18 protein-coding genes are annotated in these 26,087 nt (G+C 62.8%); 5 read left to right on the forward strand and 13 right to left on the reverse strand.

Features of this window, described 5'->3' with window-relative positions; translation table 11 throughout:
- Positions 1 to 40: 40 nt before the first annotated feature.
- From H9529_RS05940 to H9529_RS05960, 5 genes are all read right to left on the reverse strand, one after another.
- On the reverse strand, positions 41 to 1,813 hold the full coding sequence (locus H9529_RS05940; protein ID WP_092890909.1) for a sodium:solute symporter family protein: 1,773 nt from the start codon (positions 1,811 to 1,813) through the stop codon (positions 41 to 43).
- A 9-nt stretch (positions 1,814 to 1,822) separates the two neighbouring features.
- Positions 1,823 to 2,083 carry a DUF4212 domain-containing protein gene (locus tag H9529_RS05945; protein ID WP_092890911.1) on the reverse strand — a complete coding sequence of 87 codons (261 nt, stop codon included), beginning with the start codon at positions 2,081 to 2,083 and terminating at the stop codon, positions 1,823 to 1,825.
- A gap of 102 nt (positions 2,084 to 2,185) precedes the next feature.
- A complete protein-coding gene (locus tag H9529_RS05950) occupies positions 2,186 to 2,866 on the reverse strand; it encodes an adenylate kinase (RefSeq protein WP_092890913.1) in 681 nt (226 codons plus the stop codon).
- Positions 2,867 to 2,876: 10 nt separating this feature from the next.
- The gene (gene acs, locus H9529_RS05955) at positions 2,877 to 4,838 is read right to left on the reverse strand and encodes an acetate--CoA ligase (RefSeq protein WP_092890915.1); all 1,962 of its coding nucleotides are present in this window, start codon (positions 4,836 to 4,838) and stop codon (positions 2,877 to 2,879) included.
- Positions 4,839 to 5,275: 437 nt separating this feature from the next.
- Positions 5,276 to 7,564 (reverse strand): glycosyl hydrolase family 28-related protein, encoded by a 2,289-nt coding sequence (locus tag H9529_RS05960; protein ID WP_092890917.1) that lies wholly within the window; start codon positions 7,562 to 7,564, stop codon positions 5,276 to 5,278.
- A 351-nt stretch (positions 7,565 to 7,915) separates the two neighbouring features.
- On the opposite strand from H9529_RS05960, the gene H9529_RS05965 reads away from it, so the two are divergent.
- From H9529_RS05965 to H9529_RS05975, 3 genes are read left to right on the forward strand one after another with little or no spacing between them, the layout of a single operon-like run.
- Complete coding sequence (locus H9529_RS05965) at positions 7,916 to 8,872, forward strand: TAXI family TRAP transporter solute-binding subunit (protein ID WP_092890919.1); 957 nt, start codon at positions 7,916 to 7,918, stop codon at positions 8,870 to 8,872.
- On the forward strand, positions 8,869 to 9,363 hold the full coding sequence (locus tag H9529_RS05970; protein ID WP_223814311.1) for a DUF1850 domain-containing protein: 495 nt from the start codon (positions 8,869 to 8,871) through the stop codon (positions 9,361 to 9,363). The genes H9529_RS05965 and H9529_RS05970 overlap by 4 nt, the downstream gene beginning before the upstream one ends.
- 29 nt (positions 9,364 to 9,392) lie before the next feature.
- Complete coding sequence (locus H9529_RS05975; protein WP_218132160.1) at positions 9,393 to 11,396, forward strand: TRAP transporter permease; 2,004 nt, start codon at positions 9,393 to 9,395, stop codon at positions 11,394 to 11,396.
- 391 nt (positions 11,397 to 11,787) lie between these two features.
- Here H9529_RS05975 and H9529_RS05980 read toward each other — a convergent pair whose 3' ends face one another.
- From H9529_RS05980 to H9529_RS05995, 4 genes are all read right to left on the reverse strand, one after another.
- Positions 11,788 to 12,516, reverse strand: coding sequence for a proteasome-type protease (locus H9529_RS05980; protein WP_092890926.1), 729 nt, complete (start codon positions 12,514 to 12,516; stop codon positions 11,788 to 11,790).
- Between the two features lie 68 nt (positions 12,517 to 12,584).
- Positions 12,585 to 13,397 carry a transglutaminase family protein gene (locus tag H9529_RS05985; protein WP_092890928.1) on the reverse strand — a complete coding sequence of 271 codons (813 nt, stop codon included), beginning with the start codon at positions 13,395 to 13,397 and terminating at the stop codon, positions 12,585 to 12,587.
- Complete coding sequence (locus H9529_RS05990; RefSeq protein ID WP_092890930.1) at positions 13,394 to 14,344, reverse strand: alpha-E domain-containing protein; 951 nt, start codon at positions 14,342 to 14,344, stop codon at positions 13,394 to 13,396. The genes H9529_RS05985 and H9529_RS05990 overlap by 4 nt, the downstream gene beginning before the upstream one ends.
- A 52-nt stretch (positions 14,345 to 14,396) precedes the next feature.
- The gene (locus H9529_RS05995) at positions 14,397 to 15,809 is read right to left on the reverse strand and encodes a circularly permuted type 2 ATP-grasp protein (protein WP_092890932.1); all 1,413 of its coding nucleotides are present in this window, start codon (positions 15,807 to 15,809) and stop codon (positions 14,397 to 14,399) included.
- Positions 15,810 to 16,262: 453 nt separating this feature from the next.
- On the opposite strand from H9529_RS05995, the gene H9529_RS06000 reads away from it, so the two are divergent.
- A complete protein-coding gene (locus tag H9529_RS06000; protein ID WP_092890934.1) occupies positions 16,263 to 18,104 on the forward strand; it encodes a M3 family oligoendopeptidase in 1,842 nt (613 codons plus the stop codon).
- A gap of 142 nt (positions 18,105 to 18,246) precedes the next feature.
- Here the strand turns inward: H9529_RS06000 and H9529_RS06005 are convergent, their stop codons facing one another.
- A complete protein-coding gene (locus H9529_RS06005; RefSeq protein ID WP_092890936.1) occupies positions 18,247 to 18,660 on the reverse strand; it encodes a VOC family protein in 414 nt (137 codons plus the stop codon).
- A 298-nt stretch (positions 18,661 to 18,958) separates the two neighbouring features.
- Here H9529_RS06005 and ileS point away from each other — a divergent pair, with 298 nt between their 5' ends.
- The gene (gene ileS, locus H9529_RS06010; protein ID WP_092890938.1) at positions 18,959 to 21,994 is read left to right on the forward strand and encodes an isoleucine--tRNA ligase; all 3,036 of its coding nucleotides are present in this window, start codon (positions 18,959 to 18,961) and stop codon (positions 21,992 to 21,994) included.
- A gap of 138 nt (positions 21,995 to 22,132) precedes the next feature.
- Here the strand turns inward: ileS and H9529_RS06015 are convergent, their stop codons facing one another.
- From H9529_RS06015 to H9529_RS06025, 3 genes are read right to left on the reverse strand one after another with little or no spacing between them, the layout of a single operon-like run.
- Positions 22,133 to 23,221, reverse strand: coding sequence for an ABC transporter ATP-binding protein (locus H9529_RS06015; protein WP_092890940.1), 1,089 nt, complete (start codon positions 23,219 to 23,221; stop codon positions 22,133 to 22,135).
- Between the two features lie 30 nt (positions 23,222 to 23,251).
- Positions 23,252 to 24,886, reverse strand: a complete 1,635-nt coding sequence (locus H9529_RS06020) for an alpha-glucosidase family protein (protein ID WP_218132161.1) — start codon at positions 24,884 to 24,886, stop codon at positions 23,252 to 23,254.
- Between the two features lie 43 nt (positions 24,887 to 24,929).
- On the reverse strand, positions 24,930 to 26,084 hold the full coding sequence (locus H9529_RS06025; protein WP_092890942.1) for a carbohydrate ABC transporter permease: 1,155 nt from the start codon (positions 26,082 to 26,084) through the stop codon (positions 24,930 to 24,932).
- Positions 26,085 to 26,087: the final 3 nt, after the last annotated feature.

Raw genomic sequence — 26,087 nt, forward strand, 5'->3', positions numbered from 1 at the left:
CGCCCCCAAGCCGTGGGGGCGGGCCAGTGTTGCCGAAAGGTCAGTGATCCACGGCACCGGCGGCACCGCGCGGCACGCGGATACCTTCGACCATCTCCTGGATCTCGGCCGGGGCCTCGCCCGTCATCTTCTGCACGACATAGGCAGCGATGAAGTTCAGCACCGCGCCAACAGCCCCGAAGGACAGCGGCGAGATCCCGAACAGCCAGTTATCCGGCGTGTTGGCCAGCATGTTGGTTTCGGGGATGAAGAACCAACCCAGGTAGGTGAAGATATACAGGATCGTCGCCCCCAGACCGACGATCATGCCAGTGATCGCACCCGCCGCGTTCATCTTCTTCGAGAAGATGCCCATGATGATCGCAGGGAACAGCGAGGATGCCGCCAGACCGAAGGCCAGTGCCACCACCTGCGCCGCAAAGCCCGGCGGGTTGAGGCCCAGATAGGTCGCCACCACAATCGCAACCGCCATCGAGATCCGTGCGGCCAGAAGCTCGCCCTTTTCCGAAATGCCGGGGTTCAGCGTCGATTTGATCAGGTCATGACTGATCGCGGAAGAGATCGCCAGCAACAGACCTGCCGCCGTCGACAGTGCCGCCGCCAGACCGCCCGCAGCGATCAGACCGATCACCCAGCCGGGAAGCTGTGCAATCTCGGGGTTGGCCAGAACCAGAATATCCTGGTTGAACGTGACCATCTCATTCCCTGCCCAGCCGCGGTCTGCTGCCGTCGTGGCAAAACCTTCGCTGGCCTGGTTGTAGTACTGGATCAGACCGTCATTGTTCTTGTCTTCAAACCGCAGCAGGCCGGTCTCTTCCCAGTTCAGCATCCAGTCGGGGCGGTCGGAATAGGCAATCGGTGCCTCGGCCGTGCCATTGGGATAGATTGTAGTGATGATGTTCAACCGCGCCATCGCACCCACAGCAGGGGCAACGGTATAAAGCAGTGCGATGAACACCAGTGCCCAGCCCGCCGATTTACGCGCATCCGAAACCTTCGGCACGGTAAAGAAGCGGATGATGACATGCGGCAGACCCGCAGTACCGATCATCAGCGACAGGGTAAACAGTACCATGTTCAGGGTCGAACCATGATGGCCGGTATAGTCATTAAAGCCCAGCTCGACCAACACTTCATCCAGCTTGGTCAGAAGCGGCAGACCGGATTCGGTATGGGTTGCAAACAGACCCAACTGAGGCAGCACATTGTCGGTCAGCTGCATCGAGATGAAGACCGCCGGAATGGTGTAGGCGATGATCAGCACGACATATTGCGCCAGCTGCGTGTAGGTGATGCCCTTCATGCCCCCCAGAACCGCGTAGATGAACACCACCCCGGAGGCGATGAACAGCCCCGTGGTATTGTCCACCTCGAGGAAGCGCGAGAACGCAACGCCCGCCCCGGTCATCTGCCCGATCACATAGGTGATCGACATGACCAGCAGCGCCACCACTGCGACCATGCGCGCGGTACGGCTGTAGAAACGGTCGCCGATGAAGTCCGGCACGGTGAACCGGCCGAATTTGCGCAGGTAGGGTGCCAGCAACAGCGCCAGCAACACATAGCCGCCCGTCCAGCCCATCAGATAGGTGGAGTTGCCGTAGCCCACGAAAGCGATCAGGCCCGCCATCGAGATGAAGGACGCCGCCGACATCCAGTCCGCTGCCGTGGCCGCACCGTTGACGATGGGGTGAACCCCGCGCCCTGCCGCATAGAATTCCGAGGTCGTGCCCGCACGCGCCCAGATCGCGATCCCGATGTAGAGCGCGAATGACGACCCCACAAAGATCAGGTTGATTGTAAATTGATCCATTGTCCCCCCCTATTGCTCGTCTACGCCGTATTCACGGTCGAGACGGTTCATGTACCAGGTGTAGTAGAAAATCAGCACAATGAAGACCAAGATGGCGCCCTGTTGCGCGAACCAGAACCCAAGGTCGGTGCCGCCGATCGCGATCCCCGACAACAAGGGACGCAGCAAAATACCGAATCCGAACGACACAGTCGCCCAGATCACCAGTGAGATCAGAATAATTTTGACGTTCGCCGCCCAGTAGGCGCCGGCAGATTTATCGTCTGACATGTGACATCTCCCCATATCTCCCTCATCCGCTGCCCGGGACGGACAGCGGTTCCTCCACACCCACCCTGCCCCGCGTTGGGGGCAGCGCCGGTATCCTTCTTGTCAGGCTGTCGCGGCCTGCGCGATCTTGCCCAGTTCGGCGGCGACCTGGCTGATTTCGCCCATCGCATTGACGCGCGACAGCACGCCCGCCTGATCGTAATAGGCGATCAGCGGTGCGGTCTGGGCATGATAGGCCTGAAGCCGTGCGCCGACGGTTTCGGCATTGTCATCCGCGCGACGCTTGAACTGGGTGCTGCCGCATTTGTCACAGACGCCCGCCACCGTGGGTTTCTTGAACGTGTCGTGATACCCTTCGCCGCATTTCGCGCAGGTATAGCGGCCGGCCACACGCGCAACCATTGCGGCGTCATCCACCTCCAGGCTGACGGCGGCGGAAATCGCCATGCCCTGTTCGGCCAGCAGGCCATCGAGGGCCTTCGCCTGCACCTCGGTGCGGGGGAAGCCGTCCAGGATCACGCCCTTGGCCGTGTCAGGCTCGGCGATCCGGTCGCGCAAGATTGCCAGCACGATGTCATCGCTGACCAGCCCACCACTGTCCATCGCCGCCTTTGCCGCGCGGCCTGCGTCAGTCCCCGCCGCGACGGCGGCGCGCAACAGATCACCCGTTGACAGTTGTACCAGACCGAAGCTCTCCTCCAGCATCCGTGCCTGTGTGCCCTTGCCGGCCCCCGGAGGGCCAAGCAGTATAAGTACTGCGGGGCGGGTCTGTGTCTCGGTCATGGTCATCCTTTCAAGCCCGGTTCATACGGTTTTCGATAAGGTCATCCACGACCGAAGGATCAGCCAGGGTCGAGGTATCACCCAGTGCTGCGTAGTCGTTTTCGGCAATCTTGCGCAAGATGCGGCGCATAATCTTTCCTGACCGGGTTTTCGGCAATCCCGGCGCCCATTGGATCAGATCGGGGCTGGCAATCGGCCCGATCTCGCTGCGCACCCATTTCACCAACTCCTTGCGCAGCTCTTCCGACGGTTGGGTGTCGTTCATCAGCGTGACATAGGCATAGATCCCCTGCCCCTTGATATCATGGGGATATCCCACGACTGCGGCCTCGGCGACGCGGGCATGCGCGACCAGCGCCGATTCCACCTCGGCCGTGCCCATGCGGTGCCCCGAGACGTTGATGACGTCATCCACCCGCCCCGTGATCCAGTAATAGCCGTCATCATCACGGCGGCAGCCGTCGCCGGTGAAATAATACCCCGGGTATTGTGTGAAATAGGCTTCCTCAAACCGCTCATGATCACCCCACAGGGTGCGCATCTGCCCCGGCCAGCTGTCCTTGATGCACAAAACACCCTCGGCCTTGGTCTCGGACTGTACTTCGGCGGTGTTGGGATCCAGAATGACGGGCGTGACCCCGAAGAACGGCTTGGTAGCCGACCCGGGCTTTTGCGGGATCGCACCGGGCAACGGCGTGATCAGGTGCCCGCCGGTTTCGGTCTGCCAGAAGGTATCGACAATCGGGCAACGGCCCTTGCCGACATGTTCGTTGTACCAGTTCCACGCCTCGGGGTTGATCGGTTCACCGACCGAGCCCAGCAGCCGCAGCGACGACAGGTCGTGCTTCTCGACCCATTCCGCCCCCTTGCCCATCAGCGCACGAATGGCGGTAGGGGCCGTGTAGAACTGGTTGACCTTGTGCTTGGCGCAAACTTCCCAGAACCGGCCCGCATCGGGGTAGGTCGGCACGCCCTCGAACATCACCGTGGTCGCGCCATTGGCCAGCGGCCCATAGATGATATAGCTGTGCCCGGTCACCCAGCCGACATCGGCGGTGCACCAGAACACGTCACCGTCGTGATAGTCGAACGTGTAAAGATGCGTCATCGCCGCATAGACCAGATACCCGCCCGAAGTGTGCACGACCCCCTTCGGCTTGCCGGTCGACCCCGAGGTATAGAGGATGAACAGCGGGTCTTCCGCCCCAACTTCGACTGCCGGGCAATCGGTGCCCGCATTGGCCATTTCAGCGTTCAGGTCGATGTCCCGCCCCGCAACCCAGGTGGTCTGCCCGCCGGTATGTTTCACCACCAGACATTTCACATGGTCGTCGCAATGGTTCAGCGCCTGATCGGTGTTGGATTTCAGCGCGGTCTTGCGCCCGCCGCGCGGTGCCTCGTCGCTGGTAATCACCACTTTCGCGCCACAACCGTTGATCCGGTCGGCCAGCGCATCGGGCGAAAATCCCGCGAAAACGATCGAGTGAATCGCCCCCAAACGCGCGCAGGCCAGCATGGCATAAGCCGCCTCGGGGATCATCGGCAGATAGAGCACAACGCGGTCGCCCTTGGTCACGCCCTGCGCCTTCAGCACATTCGCCATACGGCAAACGTTTTCATGCAACACGCGGTAGGTGATATGCTTGGCGGGCGTGTCGGGGCTGTCGGGTTCCCAGATGATCGCGGTCTGATCGCCCCGGATTTCCAGATGCCGGTCGACACAATTGGCCGCCACGTTCAGCGTGCCATCCTCGAACCATTTGATGGAGACATTGCCCAGTTCAAAACTGGCATCCTTCACCTTGGTGAACGGCTTGATCCAGTCCACCCGCTGCGCCTGCTCGGCCCAGTAAGCCGCCGGATCAGCGACCGAGGCCTCATACATCGAGGCGTAGCCCGCAGCATCAATATGCGCCTTGGCAACGAAATCTTCGGGGGCGGTATAGATATCTGCCTGCGCAACGTTTGACATGAATGCTCCTCCAAGCACAGGACAGCGCATATACGCCGTCCCTCCGTAAATTCGGGCGACGCTGGGCGCTGCCACTTCTTCCCTTTTACGGCTTATAGAGCATTCGTCAATTTTTGTGTAACTCTTTTTTAAACAACGATTTTTTTGTAATTATATTAACAGGCAAGGCGGTAATTTTGTAAACTTATCGACCCGCCTGCGGAAATCGCAAACAAAATCAGCAGATTGTGAACTAACCGCGATGTAACGGTTTCGCGATCTGACGGGACTGCACCCTTCGGCGACCGACCAACAAAAAAGATGTACCGCAAAGACACAATAATGCCACACAGGCCGTGCCCGTGCAGCATTATTACTTACGCTAAAGTGATTCGCCGTAGAATCTTGCCCGAATCGCGGCACGCCAGGGGCCGGGGTGCCCGCTTGTTGCAGCCACCTTACAGCGGGTTATCCACCCGCACCGTCACCACAGCCCGCCCGCGCGTCGCTTCCGGCCAGTGCAGCAACACCTGCGCATTGGCGCTGCCCTGCTGGACCGAGACATAGGGCATCGCGCTGCGGGTCTCGCCACCCGGGCCGGTAAACGCGCCCTCCATAACCACCCCCGCGACGGTGCGCGCCCAGCCGCCAAACGGCAGCCGCGCAGATGGGTCCACGGTCCAGACGCTGGCGGCGGTGTTTTGCTGGTGCCGCAGGGTGACCGGGCTTTCCGCAGGCGTGGTGATCCCGTTATAGGTGTTCGACTGCCAGTAGATGTTGCGGAAGCTGTTGTATTCCAGCGGCGCGAAGGTGGTATCTACCCCCTCGACCCGCTCGATGGTGCCGTTGAAGGTGCGGAAAGTATTTCCGCTGACATTCAGCCCCTGGATCGTATGCCCGCTGCCATAGGGCGTCACCACGATCCAGCGGAACCACGGCGCGACCGACGAACAGATGAACACGTTGCCGGTGATCGACAGCGACCCGAACGAGAACTGGTTGCCCAGCGGCGGATAGGGATCATACTCATTCGTCAACTCGATGAAGGTGTTGTCGATGTAATTCCCGGTGATCGTGCTCGCCAGCGACAGGTTGGTCAGCACCAGCCCCGCCTGCCGGATACCCTGCGCCTCGGTATCGCCGTGGTAGAAATGGTTGCCGCTGATGATATGCGCGGTGCCATGCATCACCGCGAAGCGCGCAAACAGCACCACCACATTGTCGCGCAGTTTCACGTCATTGGCGTTGACGTTCAGCACGATCGACGTGCGGTCCTGCGACCGCAGCGGCATCTGGTCGGACACGAACGAGCATTTGTCGACCTGAAGCCCCTGGCACCCCCGCCCGATCGAAGTGATCGCCCGGTCCTTGGGCCGGGTGAAAGCACAGGTGCGCAGCCACCACAACTGGCCGTCCGGCGGCAGCAAGATGCCGCTGGCAACGCCCTTGCACATGAAATCCACATTGTCGAATTCCAGCCGGTCCAGCGACGCAAACCCCGAGAAATCCAGCACATATTTGTCGCGCGTGAAGGTATAGCTCTGGCTGGCCGCCGCGCCGTACAGCGGCTGGCTCAGCGTCAGCGAACCCGCGCCAATGTTGCGCGAACGCACATAAACCTCGCGCCCCACGCCCGCGCCGGTCACCCGCGATCCCACGGGAATCTGCGCGACGCTTGCCACACCCGTCAGGACCAGCGGTTGTGCGGGGTTATAGCCCGCCTGCGCGCTGTGACTGGTGCTGGCCCAATCGCCCGCCGTCTCTACCTCGATCTGGCCATTGGCGATGGTGCGGCGCACCGCGAAGGTGTCCATCCCCGCCAGCGCCGCCACATCCAGCCCCGAGGTGATGCGGGCGCGCCGCCCCATCAGGTCAAACGTGACGTGGTCAGAGAAATGAAACAGCGCCTGCACCCCCTTGCGAAAGCCCAGATCGCTGCTGCCAAAGGCTTTCTCATAGGTCGGGAAGTCAAAGGATTTTTGCAAGATCAGCCGCGCATCAGGGGCCATCACCACCTTGCCCTCGAACCGGATGGGCGTGTTGACTGACAGGCTCTGGCCCAGCCGGAAGGTCCCGGCCGATACCAGCACCCCGCGCCCTGCTGCCGCCTGGATCGCGGCCAGAAACGCCGGATGGTCATCGGCCACGCCGTCGCCGACCGCGCCAAAATCACGCACGTCCACCCAATCCAGAAGCTCGCGCACGAAGAACCCGGTTACATCCTCAATCACCAGATCGTCGATGCGCACCACGCCGCCAACCGCGCCGGTCAGGTCCAGCCCGAAATGCCCATAGGACGGCGCCATGCCCCAAGGCAGGTCCACGCCCGGTCGCGCGCCACTGCCGACGATGGCCGAAACCGTGATGATCGTACCGTATTGCGACAGGCTAACTGCCGGACCCTGCGCAGGCAGGCCGGGCACGTTGGCTCCTCCGGGCGCGCCCGCCCAGCCAGCGATCCGCACCTCGGGCAGGTTGCCCGTCACCGCCTTCACCCGCGCCGTGATGCGCAGATAGCGCCCCGGGATGATCGGGGTCTGCCCCATCCAGCGCAAACGCTGCACGCTTTCGGTCTTCAGAAGTTCCAGACAACCGCCGAAATCCGCATCCCCCGGCACCAGCGCCGCATTCGCCGCCCCCCCATAGGTCGGCGACCCCGGGGTACCATCGCCCGATGACCATTGCTCCAGACCGCCTGCAAACGCCGGGGGCATCAGTGTGATGCCATTGGTAATTGCGATATTCATGCCGGATTTCCCTTGATTATTGCGCCCTAAAGGGGTGTCGCACCGCCCTGCGAAAGCGCCGTTCCCCTGACCTCGGACACCATATCAAGCACGCGTTAAGGTTAACTGATGGGGGCGTCCGCTGCCTGCAACACCGCAATTTGCGTGGAAAGCCACCCATTTGCGCCACCAGATGTCCCGTTTTCCACCCATCGCGCTGCGCAGCTTTGCAAAAACCCCTCGCCCCGGCGGCAAAACCATGTTTACCTTTGCCACACGGTCCCCATTGTGGGGGCGTTGCCCGGGACGCCGAAGCCCGGCAACCTCACGGCTCTGCCAAAGGCGGGGCCGAACTTGAAAAGGGAGAGATCTATGAACAAACTGTTTCTGGCAGCGGTCGCTGCCGTGGCCATCGTGCCCACGGCGCAGGCGCAAGAATTGTCCATCGCAACTGGGGGGACCGGGGGGGTCTACTATCCCTACGGCGGCGGTCTGGCCGAAGTTATCAACAACCACATCGACGGCGCCAGCGCCAGTGTAGAGGTGACAGGCGCCTCGGTCGAGAACATGGCCCTGATCTCGCGTTTCGACAGCGACATCGCCATCGCGCTGGCTGACACCGTTTATGCCGCCTTCAACGGCACCGGCCCGTTTGATGGCCGCCAGATCCCGGAAGCACGCGCGCTGGCCTCAATCTACCCCAACGCGGTGCAGATCGTCACGCTGGCAGGCAGCGGCATCGAAAGCCTTGAGGACCTGCGCGGTCAGCGCGTGTCCGTCGGCGCGCCCGGCTCAGGCACCGAGGTCAGTACCCAAGTGCTTCTGGCCGCCAACGGCATCACCTATGACGATTTCGAGCCGCAGCGCCTGAACTTCAACGAGACCGCCGACGCTCTGCGCGATGGCGATATCGTCGCCGGGTTCTGGAGCGTTGGGCCTCCGACTTCGTCGATCCTCAACCTCGCCGCAACCCGCGACATCACCCTGATCGCGCTGTCCGAGGAAGAGATCGCCGCCGCGCGGGAAGCCGAGCCCACCTTCGCGCCCTACACCCTGCGCGCGGGCCTCTATGACGGCATGACCGACGGGGTCATGACGATCTCGACCCCCAATGTGCTGGTCGTGCACGCCGATATGGATGAAGGTCTGGCGTACAACATCACCAAGGCGATGTTTGACAACGTGGCCGAGCTGATCGCGATCCATCCAGCCGCCAACGACACCACGGTGGAATTCTCGGTGGACTCAACCCCGATCCCGTTCCACCCCGGCGCGCTGCGCTTCTATGAAGAAGCAGGCGCGACCGTGCAGGACCACCAGCGGCCGTGAGGCATGTTGCGTCAGGGCGGCCCTGCGGGGTCGCCCTTTCGTTTGGCATCGCGCTGGCCGTGATTTCCCTTCCCGCACAGGCAGATACCCTGCAGATCACTGGCGCGGACGGCGAAAGCCTTGCTGCCATGCCGTTTCCACAAGGGGTAGAGATCTGCCTGCGCTGGTCACATTCCGTGACGCTCGGGGCGGTCGCAGATTGCTTTGAAAACCGCAGCGGCGCCCTGACGCTCATGCGCAGCTACCTGCATGATTTCGCCGCCGGACTGGGTGAGGTTGCGGGCCGCGGCACCCTGACATCCGCACCGGACGGCGGCTACTGGATCACCGGCATGGATGAGGCGCTGCCCGCCAACAGCTTGGCCCTGCGCGTCGGCCCGGCCCGGGTGGGCCACCGGATCGACCATCCCGGCGGCACATTGGACCTGAGCGCCATCGCAGCTAATACCCGCGTAACATTGACACTTTCATCCGATCAGGACAGCCCATGACCGATGCCAACGCCTCACCGATCCGCGCCATGGACCCCTCAGAGATCCCCGATACGCTGAAGATCGACACCCGCTTTCAGCCGCGCCCGGCCCTGTGGGCGATCACGCTGGTGGCCATCGCACTGTCGGCGTTCCAACTCTACACGGCGGGGATCGAGCCGCTGGGGCTGTTCTACCAACGCTCGGCGCATCTGGGTTTTATCCTGTTCCTGTCCTTCCTGATCTTCCCGGTTTTCGGCACCTCGCGCCCGCGTGGCACGCTGGGCTGGTTGATCGACGGAGCGCTGTTGGCGGCGGCTTTCATGTCGGGGTTCTACATCATCTGGAACCTTGACGCGATCTTCGACCGCGCGGGCTGGTGGACACAAACCGACATCATCATGGGCATCGTCTGCACCATTGCCGTGCTGGAAGCCAGCCGCCGCGCCGTGGGGCTTGGCATGACGATTATCGGAATGATTGCAATACTTTACGCCCTGGCCGGACCGCGTGGAATGCTGCCCTGGTTGGGCGAATGGATGCCGGGGATCCTGTCGCACCGGGGGGCTTCGATCGACCGGTTGGTCGGACAATTGTATCTGGGCCAAGAAGGCATCTTTGGTCTACCACTTGGGGTTGCAGCCACATATGTCTTCATGTTCGTGCTTTTCGGCGCGTTTCTGGAGGTCACGGGGGCTGGCAAGTTCTTCATCGACCTGGCTTTCGCGGCCACGGGACGCAAGCCCGGGGGCCCTGCGAAGGCGGCGGTCATTGCGTCTGCGGGTATGGGGTCCATCTCGGGGTCGGCCATTGCCAACGTGGTCACCACGGGGGCCTTTACCATCCCGTTGATGAAAAAGCTGGGCTACAAGGCCAAGCAGGCCGGCGGGATCGAGGCGGCGGCGTCGACCGGCGGGCAGATCACCCCGCCGCTGATGGGCGCGGGGGCCTTCCTTATCTCCGAATACACCAACGTGCCTTATATCGACATTGTTATGGTCTCGATCTTTCCGGCCATCTTGTACCTTGGCACCGTGTACCTGTTCGTCCACATCGTCGCGCTGAAGGCTGGCATGACGGGCATGAAGGCGTCGGAGCTGCCGGTGGTGCGGCATGTCATGGCGGCGGGCTGGCAGTTTCTGGTGCCGCTGGTGGTGCTGGTCTATCTGCTGGTCAACAATATCTCGCCCACGCGGGTGGGGTTTTGGGCCATCGTGTCGGTCATCGCGGTGGCGGGGCTGCGCGCCGCCGTCACCATGGCCTTCCTGGACCCGAAACGCGGCAAACCATTGACGACACAGCGCATCATGGACGGCACCAAGGACGGTATCGCACTGATCCTGCGCGCCCTGGAACTGGGCGCCCGCAACGCTGTGGCCGTGTCCATCGCCTGTGCGGTGGCGGGGATCATCGTCGGCGTGGTGGGGCTGACCGGGCTGGGGCTGAAGTTCTCCAGCATGATGATCGCGCTGTCGGGCGGCAATATCGTGCTGGCGCTGCTGTTCGTGTTGCTGGCCAGCCTGGTGCTGGGCATGGGGCTGCCGGTGACGGCGGCCTATATCGTGCTGATCGTGTTGGTCGGCCCGGCGCTGCATAACGAATTCGGCATCCCGCTGCTGATCGCGCATCTGGTGGTCTTCTGGTATTCGCAAGACAGCAACGTCACGCCACCCATCGCGCTGGCGGGCTTTGCGGGGGCGGCGATTGCCGGGTCGAAACCCATGGAGACCTCGCTTCAGGCGTGGAAATTCGCCAAGGGGCTGTATCTGATCCCGGCGTTCATGGTCTTCAACCCGGTCATCATCACCGGGGGTGAATTGTGGTTCGTGATCTGGACCGGGGCGATCATCATCGTGGCGCTGGTGGGCTTTGCCGCCGCGATCGAGGGGTATCTGTTCGGCACGATGGACCTGATCAGCCGCATTTTGATCGTGCCCGGCGTGATCGCAGTTTTCAATCCAGAGTTGTGGATTGAGGCCACGGGCACTGCACTGGTCCTTGTCATTCTGGCACTCAACTGGTGGCGGGCAAGGGCCGCGCGGGTGCCTGCTTAACCCTGCCGAAAAGGCGCAATATCGCCGTCTGGAAACGGTATGGTTTCGGTATGGTTTTGATACATACGCGCGTTGCGTCAGCACGGTGTTCATCAAGGTTACTGACGGGTTAAACCCGCCGGTTTTGGGCATGCGGCGGCCCGCCGCCGCGTCCGCCCGGCGCTGTCTGGCGACACGCCCGCCATGTCCTGACGCGGCCGCAGAATTGCCGTGGAATCTGGTCGCACGCCAAACGGTGCCGGGGGCTTGGCACCCACCCGGCCGCACAACGGACCATGCGTCCGCGCGGCCCTGGCGATGAACGCCGGGTGTAGGCACCTCCAAGGGTTGGCAAGATTTGGGCGCGACCCCACAGAACCGGCCCGGGAGATGCCCCCGACCATCGCGCTGCTTACAGCGTGATCCGGCGGAAGCCGTCACGCAAGGCCTGTGACCAGGCGTCGGACATGGCGGCGAAATCAGGATCGCCCGCCTCGATCCGGCGTTGCGAACCGATCTTGCAGGCGTCTTTCTCGATCACCATCAGGTCCAGCGGCATCCCCACCGACAGGTTGGAACGCAGCGTGCTGTCCATCGACAAGAGCACGGCCTTTTGCGCATCGACCAGCGAGGTTTCCATATTGACCACGCGGTCAAGGATCGGTTTGCCGTACTTATGCTCACCGATTTGCAGATAGGGCGTGTCGGCGGTGGCCTCGATAAAGTTGCCTTCCGGGTAGATCAGGAACAGCCGCATGCCGCCGCCCGCCCGCTGCCCTGCGACGATCATCGAGGCGGTAGCAGCCTGCTTCATCGTCGACAATTTGTCGGAAATTTCGCGCGTGACCTGCACCAATGTGCGCCCAATGATCTCTGCCACTTGCAGCATGGTGGGGGCTTGCATGATCGACGTGGTGCCATCCGCGCCGGGATTGTCGCTGATGGCTTCTTGCAACCGCGCGATGGTGGTCTGGGTGACCGACAGGCTGCCCGCCGTCAGAATCGTAACGATCCTTTCGCCGGGTTCCTCGAACACAAACATCTTGCGATATGTCGCAATATTATCGAGCCCCGCATTGGTGCGGGTATCGGACAGCAGGACCATACCATCATTGAGCAACAGTCCGACGCAATACGTCACGTCGCGAATCCTTCATATCAGGCTGTGGGCACTGTGTGCATCAAACCGCACAACAGTAAAGTTCACGTCTACTGCTGCGCTGCTTCCACTGCAACCGAAACATCAAGCGACTCTTGCCCCGGGCCGCGGGCGATGCCGCGGATGGGCGCTGCTTCGCGCGAATCGCGGCCCGAGCCGAGCCGGATGTAGCTTTCGTTGGGGCAGCATTTATTGGCGGCGTCAAAGCCCACCCAGCCGATGCCTTCAACCCAGAGTTCGGCCCAGGCATGGGCGGCCTCATTCGCGGCACCGTCAAAGGTGGCGTGCAGATAGCCCGAGATATAGCGCGCCGGGATGCGCTGCGCGCAGGCCGCCGCGATCAGCGCATGGCTGTGGTCCTGACAGACGCCCTGCCCCAGGCTGAGCGCCTCGGCGGCGGTGGTATGCGCCTCGGTCACGCCGGGGGTGAAGACGATGGCTTCGCCCACGGCCTCGGCCAGGCGGTGTGCGCGGTCCAACGGGTCGGTGCCGCGCGCGATGGCATCGCGGCCCAGATCGGTCAGGGCGACATCGGGGCGGGTGGCCAGCGTCTCGCTGAGATACGCCTCGGGCGGGGTCTTTTCGCGGTGGCCGGTCAGGATGCCCATGGTATCGGAGGTTTCCACCCGGCCCATGACCTGCACGATGACCTCGGACACCGGGCCTGCAACGGTACAGGCCTGCACCCAGTCGCCCGCGCCGTCGCGGAACGCGCCGCCCATGGTGGCGCCCGAAACGGTCACCGACCAGTCCAGCGTGGTCTGGCTGTCGCAGCGCGAGGGCGTCAGCCGGTGGCTTTGCACCATGCCCCGCATCGGCTGGTCATAGCGATAAATCGTCTGATGGTTGACGGTCAGGATCATCGGATATCCCCGCTGAGGTAAACTTCATGGACCACCGCGCCCACCGTCGCCACTTCGCGGATGAAGCGGGTCAGGAAGTCGTGCAGCCCTTCGTCGAAGACATCATCGACGCTGAGTTCGGCCAGTTCGCCGTAGAGTTTGCGCACCTTTGTCTGGGCGGCAGTGGATTTGCTGTAGCCGCGCGACAGCCGCTCCAGATGGGTCGTCGCCCCTTCGATACAGGTGCGCAGCGACCGGGGGCATTGCTGGTTGAGGATCAGGAAATGCGCGATCTTGCCCGCCGTCACCTCGCCGCCGTAGGCCCAGTGGAAGGCGCGATGCGCGGAAAGCGCGCGCAGCAGCGTTGTCCATTGGTAGTTATCGAGGCCAGAGCCCACGAATTCCACCCGGGGCAGCAGCACGAAGTATTTCACATCCATCAGGCGCGCGGTGTTGTCGGCGCGTTCCAGAAAATAGCCGAGGTTCAGGAAATCATACCCGTCGTTGCGCAGCAACGTCGCGTCGATGGCGCCGCGCACCTGAGCGGTGTGGCGCAGAGTCCATTCGGTCAGCGTTGTCAGCGGCAGTTCGGACCGTGCGGTGCGTTCCAGCGCCTTCAGTTCCTGAAACGCGGTGTTGAGCGCATCCCAGACCTGCGTGGTCAGCGCGGTGCGCACGACGCGCCCGTTCTCACGCGCGCCCGCGATGCAGGTGGCGACGGACGAGGGGTTGTCGCGGTCGAAGAACATGAAGCTTTCGACATTGCGCTGCACCGCGTCGCCATATTTGTGCTTGAATCCGGCATAGGTGCCCGCGGCCTGCAACAGCGGTTCCCATTCGTTGCGGTTGCCTTCGGTATTGGGCATGAGCGACATACGCTCGCCCACTTCCAGCAGCCGGGCGGCGGTTTCGGCGCGTTCCATATAGCGCGCCAGCCAATAAAGGTTTGCGGCGGTTCTGCTTAGCATGGGAAATCTCCGGCTGGTTGCGCGATGCGGCGGGGCGTCGTCATCTGTGCGCTCATTCCGCCAGCACCCATGTGTCCTTCACGCCCCCGCCCTGCGAGGAATTCACCACCAGCGAGCCCTCGTTCATCGCTACCCGCGTCAGGCCGCCGGGCACCAGCGTCACCTTGTCGCCCACAAGGCAATAGGGTCGCAGATCGACATGGCGCGGCGCGACCCCCTCGCCCACGAAGGTCGGGCAGGTGGACAGCGCCAGTGTGGGCTGGGCGATATAATTGCCCGGATTGGCGATGATACGTTCGCGGAAGGCCGCGATCTGGTCCTTCGTCGATTTCGGCCCCACGAGCATGCCATAGCCGCCAGAGCCATGCACCTCTTTCACCACCAGTTCACCGAGGTTTTCCAGCACATATTTCAGGTCGTCACGCTTGTTGCACTGCCACGTGGGCACGTTGTTCAGGATCGGTTCTTCGCCAAGATAAAAGCGGATCATGTCGGGCACAAAGCAATAGATCGCCTTGTCATCGGCAACGCCCGCGCCGGGGGCCGAACAGATGGTGACGCCGCCCGAGCGGTAGACATCCATCAGTCCCGGCACGCCCAGCATGCTGTCGGCGCGGAAACACAGCGGGTCGATGAAGGCATCGTCGACGCGGCGGTAGATCACATCCACCTTGCGCGGGCCCTCGGTCGTGCGCATCCAGACAAATTCGCCATCGACGAACAGGTCCTGCCCTTCGACCAGTTCCACCCCCATCAGATCGGCGAGGAAGCTGTGTTCATAATAGGCCGAGTTATAGGCGCCGGGGGTCAGGATGGCGATTGTCGGCTCGCCCGTGCATTTCTTCGGCGCGACCGATGCCAGCGTGCGGCGTAGCAGCACCGGGTAGCTGTCCACCGGCGCGATGCGGTTTTCGCGGAAAAGCGAGGGGAACATCCGCATCATGATCTCGCGGTTTTCCAGCATGTAGGACACGCCCGAGGGCGTGCGGCAATTGTCTTCCAGCACGAAGAATTCATCCGGCCCGGTGCGCACCAGATCGACGCCGACAATATGGCTGAAGACGCCCTGCGGCGGGGTGAAGCCGACCACGGCGGTCTCGAACGCCGCGTTGCAATAGACCAGTTCGCGCGGCACGATGCCCGCACGCACGATCTCGCCGCGATTGTAGATGTCCGAGAGAAACAGGTTCAGCGCCTTGGCGCGCTGCACCACGCCGTGCTCCAGCCTGCGCCATTCGGGCTGCGCGAAGACGCGGGGGAACATGTCGAAGGGCATGAGGCGTTCAGGGTCGCCGCCCTCGCCATAGACCGCGAAAGTAATGCCGATGCGGCGGAACAGGTTCTCGGCCTCGGCCTGTTTCAGGCTGCGCAGTTCGGCGGGCATGGCCTCCAGCCAGGCATCCAACTGCCGGTAGGGCGCCCGGGTCGCGCCAGCCTCGTACATTTCGTTGAAAAACGTGGTCATGCGGTACTCACCCCTTAGTTTTGGTCAGGTTAGGGGGGATGAGGGCAAGATGAAAGGGGGGAGTTCCGGCACGGTGCTGAAGTCCTGCGCAGGTGATGGATTTTTGGGCGGTGGGGGATGGGGCGTGATTTGAGATTGGGTGGGAGGGCCGGTTCCAATCAGCTGACGCCCCATTGTCGTGCGGTGCGCTGGATCTGGCAGAGCGAAATATTCAGCCAGGTGACGTTGGTTCAATTCCACCACGATCTGATGATCTGCCGGGGCGCAGCCGCAATGAACGCAGTGGTGCGTATCAGATTGATTGCATGGCCAACGGGCATCTTGGCCGAGGCCTTCGGAGAAGCCTTGCAAAACGCCCGCGCCAGCCGGGACAGACCGCGCCAACGCCGCCCCCCGCTTGCACCCCCTCCCCCTGCGCCCTATGTCTGATCCATCACCGCAAAGAGGACCCGCATGTATCGCACCCTGACCCCTGCCCGCCCCGCCCTGCCCTTGCGCGATGCGGCCCCTGCCGCTGCCGCGCCGTCGTTTGGCGATTTGCCCGAATGGGATCTGACCGACCTTTACGCCGCGCCCGACGCGCCCGAGGTTGCCCGCGATTTTGACTGGCTCGCTACCGCCTGTGCCGATTTCGCGGCGGCGTATCAGGGCAAACTTGCCGGGCTTGACGGTGCGGCGATGCTGGAATGCGTCCAGAAATATGAGCGGATCGAGGCGGTTGCCGGGCGGCTCATGTCGTTTGCGGGGCTGCGGTATTACCAGAACACCACCGATGCGGGCCGCGCCAAGTTCATGGCCGATGCGCAAGACCGGGTGACCACCGCGACCACGCCGCTGGTGTTCTTCAGCCTGGAGCTGAACCGGATCGACGATGCCGCACTTGATGCGACGCTGGATGCCCGCGCCGATCTGGCGCGCTACCGCCCGGTGTTTGACCGGATGCGCGCGATGCGCCCGCATCAATTGTCCGATGAGTTGGAGCATTTTCTGCACGACACCTCGACCGTCGGCGCTGCCGCTTGGAACCGGCTGTTCGATGAGACGATGGCGGGTCTGGAATTCACCGTGCAGGGCGAGGTGCTGTCGCTGGAGGCCGTGCTGAACCTTCTGACCGACACCGACCGCCCCCGGCGCGAGGCGGCGGCGCGCGAACTGGCCGCCGTGTTTGGCCGCAACATCAAGCTCTTCGCCCGGGTTCACAACACCCTGACCAAGGAGAAGGAGATCGAGGACCGCTGGCGCAAGATGCCGAAGCCCCAGACCGGCCGCCACCTGTCGAACCATGTGGAGGCCGAGGTTGTCGAGGCGTTGCGCAACGCGGTTGTCGCAGCATATCCGCGCCTGTCGCACCGCTATTACGCGCTGAAGGCGAAATGGATGGGGCTGGACAAGATGGAGGTCTGGGACCGCAACGCCCCCCTGCCCATCGACCCGCCGAAGCTGGTGGATTGGGACACTGCGCGCGACACGGTGATGACCGCCTATGCGGGCTTTGATCCGCGCATGGCCGAGATTGCTGCGCCGTTCTTTGACCGTGGCTGGATCGACGCGGCGGTGAAGCCGGGCAAAGCCCCCGGTGCCTTTGCCCATCCGACCGTGACCGATGTGCACCCCTATGTGATGCTCAACTATCTGGGCAAACCGCGCGATGTGATGACGCTGGCGCACGAACTTGGGCATGGCGTGCATCAGGTTCTGGCGGCGGATCAGGGTGAGTTGCTATCCTCTACCCCGCTGACACTGGCCGAAACCGCCAGCGTGTTCGGCGAGATGCTGACCTTCAAGCGCCTGCTGGCCAATGCGAAGACGGATGCCGAACGCAAGACGCTGCTGGCCGGCAAGGTCGAGGATATGATCAACACTGTGGTGCGCCAGATCGCGTTCTATGATTTTGAGTGCAAGCTGCATGACGCGCGGCGCGGCGGCGAGCTGACGCCCGACGACATCAACGCGCTGTGGATGAGCGTGCAGGCGGAATCCCTGGGGCCGGTGTTCAACTTCATGGACGGGTACGAGACCTTCTGGGCCTATATCCCGCATTTCGTGCATTCGCCGTTCTACGTCTATGCCTATGCCTTCGGCGATGGGCTGGTGAATGCGCTTTACGCGGTGTTCGAGGAGCAACCCGAAGGTTTCCAGGAGAAGTACTTTGAAATGCTGCGCGCGGGCGGGTCCAAGCACCATTCCGAATTGCTGGCCCCATTCGGGCTGGATGCCAGCGATCCGGCGTTCTGGGACAAGGGCCTGTCGATGATCGCGGGCATGATTGACGAGCTGGAGGCGATGGAGGGCTGAGGCGTTCCGCGCTGGTTTCCGGGCTGGTTTCTGGACTGGTTTCCGGGCTGGTTTCCGGGCTGGTATTTAGGGGAAGGGCCGCGCATCGCTGCGCGGCCCTTTTGCATGAGCCGGGGCATTTCAACACCTTGTCGGCGCGAACTCAGGCGGCGAACACGCCCTCCATATCGGCGAAGCCCTTGATCTCGATGGGGTTTCCGGCGGGGTCGCGGAAGAACATGGTCCATTGCTCGCCGGGCTCACCTTCGAACCGGGCGCTGGGGGGCAGCACGAACTCTATCCCTGCCGCCGTCAGCCGACCGGCCAGTGCGCGAAAACGGTCCATGTCCAGCACGACGCCCAGATGCGGCATCGGCACCATATGCGCGCCCACCTTGCCGGTAGGCGCATTGGCGAAGGGCGTGCCAAGGTGCAGGCTGATCTGATGGCCGAAAAAGCTGAAATCAACCCATGTGTCGGTGCTGCGTCCCTCGGCGCAGCCCAGGACCGCGCCATAAAAGCTGCGCGCGGCGTCAAGGTCATCGACGTGATAGGCAAGGTGGAACGGGGTCAGCATGGGTGTACCTGTAAGTTGGGGATTTTGCCGCCCTCTTGGCGCAAAGTACGGGGTGAGTGCAAGGGCCCATCGCGCCCTCTGGACCCTGCGCGCCAAGCGCCCTATAACCCCGCGCATGACCAGATTTTGCCGCCCCATCGTGCGAATTACCGGCCCGGCTGGCTGAGGCATCCGCCCCAGCCTTGCCGGGAGTTTGCGCGGGCCGCCGGGTGCCGCCCGCCCCGTTTTTTCTGACATATGCGCGACACCCCAGCCCGCCAGCCCCGTCGCCGCCCCCCATTTGCCAAAGGTTTCCCCGATGTGCGCCGAGACAACTGACCAATCCGCGACAACTGACTATAAAGAAACGCTTTTCCTGCCTGACACCGACTTTCCGATGCGCGCGGGCCTGCCCACGCGCGAGCCCGAATGGCTGGCCCGCTGGGAAAAAATCGGTATCTATGACCGCCTGCGCGAAAAGACGGGCCGCACCCCCTTTACCCTGCATGACGGCCCGCCCTATGCCAACGGCCACCTGCATATCGGCCACGCCCTGAACAAGGTGCTGAAGGACATGGTGGTGCGCAGCCAGCAGATGCTGGGCCATGACGCGCGCTATATCCCCGGCTGGGATTGCCACGGCCTGCCGATCGAATGGAAGATCGAGGAAGCCTACCGCGCCAAGGGGATGGACAAGGACGCCGTGGATCTGGTGGATTTCCGGCAGGAATGCCGCCGCTTTGCCGAAGGCTGGGTGGATATCCAACGCGAAGAATTCAAGCGTCTGGGCATCACCGGCGCGTGGGACCGGCCTTATCTGACGATGGATTACCATGCCGAGGCGGTGATCGCGTCGGAATTCATGCAATTCTTGATGAATGGCACCCTCTATCAAGGCTCAAAGCCCGTGATGTGGTCGCCGGTGGAAAAGACCGCGCTGGCCGAGGCCGAGGTCGAGTATCATGACAAGGAAAGCTTCACGGTCTGGGTGAAATTTCCGGTCGTGGATGTCAGTATGCCCGATGCCAACATGTCGGGCGAAGAGGAAACGCCCGATGCCCGCGAAGCCATAGCCCGGGCCCAGGCCGAGGTTGTTGACCGCTTGATGGGCGCACGGGTGGTCATCTGGACCACAACGCCCTGGACGATCCCGTCCAACAAGGCGGTCGTTTGGGGGGCGGACATTGCCTATGGGCTTTATGAAATCCTTGAGACGCCCGAACAATGCTGGGCCGAGGTGGGCGAACGCTTCATCCTTGCCGACAAGCTGGCCGACGCAACCTTCGCCCGCGCGCGGTTGACCGAGGGTCAGTGGCGCCGCGTGGCCGGTGTGACCCAGCCGCAGCTTGAAGCGATACGGCTGGCCCACCCGCTGGCCGGGGCCGAAGGTGCTGCGGGCGAATGGGACGACCCGCGCGATTTCCGCGCCGCCGATTTCGTGACCGATGAGGAAGGCACGGGCTTTGTGCATTGCGCCCCCTCGCACGGGATGGAGGAATACGAGCTATACCGCGATCTGGGCATGCTGACGCATGTCATCACCTATAACGTGATGGATGACGGGCGTTTCCGCGATGATCTGCCGTTCTTTGGCGGCACGGCGATCTTGCGCGATGCCCCCAACAAGAAGAACAAGGACAACCCCTGGGAAGGGGATGCCAACACGGCGGTAATCAACAAACTGGTTGACGTCGGCGGGTTGCTGGCGCGGGGCAAGATCAAACACTCTTACCCGCATTCATGGCGGTCGAAGGCGCCCGTGATCTATCGCAACACCCCGCAATGGTTCGCCGAGATCGACCGGAAGCTGGAAGACGGCATGGGGCAGTATGGCGATACGATCCGCCAGCGCGCGCTGACCTCCATCGACGAGCTGGTGGCATGGACGCCAAAGACCGGGCGCAACCGGCTGCATTCGATGATCGCGGCGCGGCCCGACTGGGTGCTGTCGCGGCAGCGCGCCTGGGGCGTGCCGCTGACGTGCTTCGTCAAGCGCGGGGCAAAGCCCACCGATGTCGATTTCCTGCTGCGCGACACAGCCGTGAACGACCGTGTCATCGCCGCATTCGAGGAAGGCGGGGCCGATGTGTGGTACAAACCCGGGTTCAAGGAAACGACCCTGGGCGGGCTGCACGACCCGGAAGCCTACGGCCAGGTGTTCGACATTCTGGATGTGTGGTTCGACAGTGGCTCTACCCATGCGTTCGTTCTGCGCGACCGCGAAGACGGGTCCGACGACGGGCTGGCGGATCTGTACCTCGAGGGGACCGACCAGCACCGGGGATGGTTCCATTCCTCGATGCTGCAAGCCTGCGGCACCAAGGGGCGCGCGCCGTACCGGGGCGTGCTGACGCATGGGTTCACGCTGGATGAGAAGGGCATGAAAATGTCCAAATCCATCGGCAACACCGTCGCCCCGCAAGAGGTGATCGACCAATATGGCGCGGATATCTTGCGGCTGTGGGTGGCGCAGTCGGATTACACCGCCGATCTGCGCATCGGCAAGGAGATCCTGAAAGGCGTGGCCGACAGCTACCGCAGGCTGCGCAACACCTTGCGCTTCTTGCTGGGCAACCTGAAGGATTGGGATGAGGGCGAGCGCGTGGCGCCCGCCGAGATGCCCGAGCTGGAGCAATGGGTGCTGCACCGGCTGGCCGAGCTGGACACACAGGTACGCGACGGATACGCGGCCTATGATTTCCAGGGCGTGTTCCAGAAGCTGTTCCAGTTCTGCACCGTCGACCTGTCGGCGCTGTATTTCGACATCCGCAAGGACACGCTGTATTGCGACGCGCCCTCCAGCCTGCGGCGGCGCGCGGCGCGCACGGTGCTGGACCTGCTGTTCCACCGGCTGACAACCTGGCTGGCCCCGGTGCTGGTGTTCACCATGGAAGACGTGTGGCTGTCGCGCTTTCCGGGGGATGCGTCGTCGGTGCATCTGCAAGACATCCCCGCAACCCCGACCGATTGGCGCAACCCCGCGCTGGCGGGCAAGTGGTTCGGCATCCGCGCCGTGCGCCGGGTGGTGACGGCAGCGCTGGAAGTGGCGCGGCGTGACAAGGTGATCGGCGCCAGCCTGGAGGCCGCACCCATCGTGCATCTGGCCGACCCCAACCTGCGCGACGCGCTGCAAACGGTGGATTTCGCCGATCTGTGCATCACGTCCACCGTGGTGCTGACCACCGAGACCGCGCCTGATGGTGCCTTCACCTTGCCCGATGTGCCGGGCGTGGCCGTGGTATTCGCCAAGGCCGAAGGCGAAAAATGCGGGCGCTGCTGGAAGATCAGCGCCGACGTGGGGCAATACCCGGCGCATCCCGGCACCTGCCCGCGCTGTGCCGAAGCGTTGGGCTGACCCCCAGCGCACGCGCGGCGGGGCATTGCAAGGTGCCCTGCCCTGCGGGATGACACCACCAAAAAGGGACGCCTTTGCGGGCGTCCCTTTTTATGTTGGTCAGATGAATCATCACCGAAAACATCACCCGCAGCAAAATCACCGATAGAGCAGTGATTTTCCCTGATGGAACAGGTGGATGCGCGACGGGTCGGCGGTCAGGCGCACGGTGTTGCCACGCAGGCCGGAATGGATGCCGGGCAGTTTGGCCAGCACCGGATCGGCACCGTTCACCTTCTCGAAATACAAGACCGTCAGTTCGCCCAGTGCCTCCAGGATGTCGACGCGGCCCTCGAAGATGTATTCCTGGCCATCGGTGCTGACCAGATCCTCGGGCCGGACGCCAAGGTTGACCTTCATGCCCTGATCGGCCTCGGTCGTGGTGATCGCGGCGCGCGCACTGCCGCCGCCGTCCAGTTGCACCACGGTTTCGGCCCCGGTGCTGACGATCTCGCCCGGCAAGATGTTCATGGCGGGCGAGCCGATAAACTGCGCGACAAACTCATTCTCGGGGCGTTCGTAGAGATCCAGCGGGGAGCCGACCTGCGCGATGCCGCCGCCCGCCAGCACGACGATGCGTGTGGCAAGCGTCATCGCTTCGACCTGATCGTGGGTGACATACACCATGGTGCTGTCTGGCATGGATTCCTTCAACTGCGCGATCTCGATCCGGGTCGCGACGCGCAGCGCCGCATCGAGGTTCGAGAGCGGTTCGTCAAACAGATACACCTTCGGATCACGCACGATGGAGCGCCCGATGGCTACCCGCTGCCGCTGTCCGCCCGAAAGCGCCTTTGGCAGCCGGTCCAGAAGCTTATCCAGTTGCAAGATCTTGGCGGCTTTCATCACCGCCGCGTCGATCTCTTCCTTGGACTTCTTCGCGATCTTCAGCGCGAAGGCCATGTTGTCGCGCACAGTCATATGCGGATAGAGCGCGTAGGACTGGAACACCATCGCGATACCGCGCTGCGCCGGAGGGATGTCGTTGACCACCTGCCCGTCGATCTCCAGCTCGCCGCCGGTGATGCGTTCCAGCCCCGCGATCATGCGCAGAAGCGTGGACTTGCCGCAGCCCGAAGGCCCGACGAACACGACCAGTTCGCCCTGTTTGATGTCAAGGTTGATGTTCGACAGAACCTTGACCTCACCATAGGCCTTTTCGATGTTCGTCATTTTCACGTTGGCCATGTGATCTTCCCCTTCCCCCGATTTCGCCGCTTATCGCTTCAGAACGAGGCACGGCTGCCACGGCCCCAAATGTACATTGCCGTCCTCGGACGGGCCGGAGCTGTTCAATTCGCTGCCGACGGTCAGCCAGTTGCCCGGGGGCAACGTAAATTCTGCCGGGTCATGGCTGAGGTTGAAGGCGCACAGCACCACCTCGCCCTCATGCTCACGCACGAAGCTGACCACCTCGCCCTGCACGGTCAGATCGGTCATGTCGCCCGCGCGCAGGGCGCGGTGGGCATGCCGGAAGGCAATGGCCTTTCGGTAATGGTGCAGCAGCGCATCAGGCGCGCGTTCCTGGTCGCTGACGGTCAGCGACACATGCTCGCGTGCCATGGGCAGCCATGGAATCCCTGCCGAGAAGCCGAAATTCAACAGATCCGGCGACCAGACGATCGGTGTGCGGCAGCCATCGCGGCCTTTGAATTCGGGCCAGAATTCGATCCCATAGGGGTCGCGCAGGTCTTCAAAACGCAGTTCAGCCTCTGGCAGGCCCAGTTCCTCGCCCTGATACAGGCAGACCGACCCGCGCAGGCACATCAGAAGCGTCGCATAGCAGCGCGCCGCCGACGGGCTGAGCGACCAGCGGCTGATGTGGCGGACCACATCATGGTTGGAGAACGCCCAGCAGGCCCAGCCATCGGGCGCAGCCTCATGCAATTCGTCCAGCACAGCCTTGACGCGCGGCGCCGTGGGCACGGCGCTGGCCAGAAATTCGAACGCGTAGCACATCTGCATCTTGTCGTTGTTCGATGTGTATTCGCCCAGAATTTGCAGGCCACGCTGGCTGTCGCCGACCTCGCCCACCGCAGCGGCGTTGTAGGGCTCCATCACGGCGCGGAAGCGGCGCAGGAATTCCAGGTTTTCGGGCTGGTTCTTCGAATAGATGTGGTTTTGCCAGTTATAGGGGTTCACCGTCGGCGCGGTGTAGTCATTACGCTCTTCCGGCGGGAGGGCCGGGTTGTCGCGGAACTGCGCATCGTGGAAATAGAAGTTGATCGTATCCAGACGGAAACCATCGACCCCACGGTCCAGCCAGAAGCGCGCGACATCGAGCAGCGCATCTTGCACTTGCGGTTCATGAAAGTTCAGGTCGGGCTGGCTGGTCAGGAAGTTATGCAGGTAGTACTGCATCCGCCCGCCGTCCCATTGCCAGGCAGGGCCGCCAAAGATCGACGGCCAGTTGTTGGGCGGCGTGCCGTCAGGCTTCGCATCGGCCCAGACGTACCAGTTGGCCTTCGGGTTGTCATGCGAAGCGCGGCTTTCCACGAACCACGGATGCTGATCCGAGGTATGCGACAGAACCAGGTCGATCAGCACCTTGATGCCGAGGTTGTGCGCCGTATGGATCACCGCGTCGAAATCGGCGATGGAGCCGAACATCGGGTCCACATCGCAGTAATCCGACACGTCATAGCCGAAATCCTTCATCGGCGACGTGAAGAACGGCGAGATCCAGACCGCATCAACGCCCAGGCTGGCGATGTAGGGCAGACGCTCGACGATACCCAGCAGGTCGCCGATGCCATCGGCATTGCTGTCCTGGAAGCTGCGCGGATAGATCTGATAGATAACCGCACCGCGCCACCAGTCGGGGTCGGTTGCGGTCATCAGGTTTTGTTGCATCAAGGATTGAGGGCTCAACAGTATATTCCCGTGAATTTTGTGGTTACTTGACCGATCCGGCCAGAAGGCCCCGGACCAGATATCGTTGCATGGTGAAGAACACCACCAGCGGCACGGCGATCGAGATGAAGGCCGCTGTCGCCAAGATGCCCCAGTCCCCCCCGCGTGAGCCCAGAAGGTCATCGGCGATCTTCACCGTCATGACCTGACTGGCCGCGCCCGAAGGCAAGAAGACCTTGGCCACCAGCAGGTCGTTCCATGTCCAGAGGAACTGGAAGATCGCAAAGGACGCAAGGGCGGGAAAGGACAGCGGCAGGATGATCTTGGTGAAGATCTGGAAATCCGTCGCGCCATCGACCTTGGCGGATTCGATGATGTCACGCGGCAGGCCGACCATGTAGTTGCGTAAGAGATAGATCGCCAACGGCAAACCGAACCCGGTATGCGCCAGCCATATGCCCACGAAACTTTGCCCGATGCCAAGCTGGGTGTGCAGTTTCAGCAATGGCACCAGCGCCAGTTGCAAGGGCACGACCAGAAGGCCCACGACGGCGGCAATCAGAAGGGCCCGCCCCGGAAACTCCATCCATGCCAGCGCATAGGCCGCGAAGGCCGCGATCAGGATGGGAATGACCGTGGCGGGGATCGTCACCGTCAGCGTGTTGATGAAGGCGCGGTCCATCCCGTCGGATTGCATCACCGTTGTATAGTTGGCGGTGGTGAATTGCGGTGGTGTCATTGCCTGAAAATAGATCGTCTGCCCCCGCCTGCCGAAGCTTTCGGGGCTTTCGGCGCGGAAGCTGCCGTTTTCCTCGACCAGAAGACTGCCGCCGCCGCGCTGCTCGGCGGTTACGCCGGGCGCGAACTCTGCCGGGGCGACGCCGCGCGTGCCATAGGCCGACAAGGTGCCCGACCCATCGGGGAAGCGGGCGGCATTTTCGGGATCGTCAAAAACATTGCCTTCCATCACGTAGGTATCGCCCTGCAACACCTCGCCCTCTGACGAAAACCGGGCGCGGAAGTTGAGTTCCACCGCCAAGGGTGCGGTCCACCAGCCCGAGTTGGAGATCTGATCCCGGTCGCGAAACGACGACACCAGAAGCCCCACGGTCGGCAAGAGCCACAGCAGCACCAGCAGCACGACCGTGATGTTGACCGCCCATGACAGCCCCGACTTTTTACCCGCGATATTGTCCATTCC

It is taken from the genome of Roseicitreum antarcticum, assembly GCF_014681765.1.
Lineage (GTDB): Bacteria > Pseudomonadota > Alphaproteobacteria > Rhodobacterales > Rhodobacteraceae > Roseicitreum > Roseicitreum antarcticum.

What these genes read in the sequence shown, in the direction of transcription:
- H9529_RS05985 (WP_092890928.1), bottom strand. Translation starts at nt 13,397, where the DNA reads ATGATCCTGACCGTCAACCATCAGACGATTTATCGCTATGACCAGCCG.
- H9529_RS06020 (WP_218132161.1), bottom strand. Translation starts at nt 24,886, where the DNA reads ATGCAACAAAACCTGATGACCGCAACCGACCCCGACTGGTGGCGCGGT.
- H9529_RS05995 (WP_092890932.1), bottom strand. Translation starts at nt 15,809, where the DNA reads ATGACCACGTTTTTCAACGAAATGTACGAGGCTGGCGCGACCCGGGCG.
- H9529_RS06005 (WP_092890936.1), bottom strand. Translation starts at nt 18,660, where the DNA reads ATGCTGACCCCGTTCCACCTTGCCTATCACGTCGATGACCTTGACGCC.
- H9529_RS06015 (WP_092890940.1), bottom strand. Translation starts at nt 23,221, where the DNA reads ATGGCCAACGTGAAAATGACGAACATCGAAAAGGCCTATGGTGAGGTC.
- H9529_RS06025 (WP_092890942.1), bottom strand. Translation starts at nt 26,084, where the DNA reads ATGGACAATATCGCGGGTAAAAAGTCGGGGCTGTCATGGGCGGTCAAC.
- H9529_RS05975 (WP_218132160.1), top strand. Translation starts at nt 9,393, where the DNA reads ATGGACCCCTCAGAGATCCCCGATACGCTGAAGATCGACACCCGCTTT.
- H9529_RS05950 (WP_092890913.1), bottom strand. Translation starts at nt 2,866, where the DNA reads ATGACCGAGACACAGACCCGCCCCGCAGTACTTATACTGCTTGGCCCT.
- H9529_RS05945 (WP_092890911.1), bottom strand. Translation starts at nt 2,083, where the DNA reads ATGTCAGACGATAAATCTGCCGGCGCCTACTGGGCGGCGAACGTCAAA.
- acs (WP_092890915.1), bottom strand. Translation starts at nt 4,838, where the DNA reads ATGTCAAACGTTGCGCAGGCAGATATCTATACCGCCCCCGAAGATTTC.
- H9529_RS05940 (WP_092890909.1), bottom strand. Translation starts at nt 1,813, where the DNA reads ATGGATCAATTTACAATCAACCTGATCTTTGTGGGGTCGTCATTCGCG.
- H9529_RS05960 (WP_092890917.1), bottom strand. Translation starts at nt 7,564, where the DNA reads ATGAATATCGCAATTACCAATGGCATCACACTGATGCCCCCGGCGTTT.
- H9529_RS05965 (WP_092890919.1), top strand. Translation starts at nt 7,916, where the DNA reads ATGAACAAACTGTTTCTGGCAGCGGTCGCTGCCGTGGCCATCGTGCCC.
- H9529_RS06000 (WP_092890934.1), top strand. Translation starts at nt 16,263, where the DNA reads ATGTATCGCACCCTGACCCCTGCCCGCCCCGCCCTGCCCTTGCGCGAT.
- ileS (WP_092890938.1), top strand. Translation starts at nt 18,959, where the DNA reads ATGTGCGCCGAGACAACTGACCAATCCGCGACAACTGACTATAAAGAA.
- H9529_RS05990 (WP_092890930.1), bottom strand. Translation starts at nt 14,344, where the DNA reads ATGCTAAGCAGAACCGCCGCAAACCTTTATTGGCTGGCGCGCTATATG.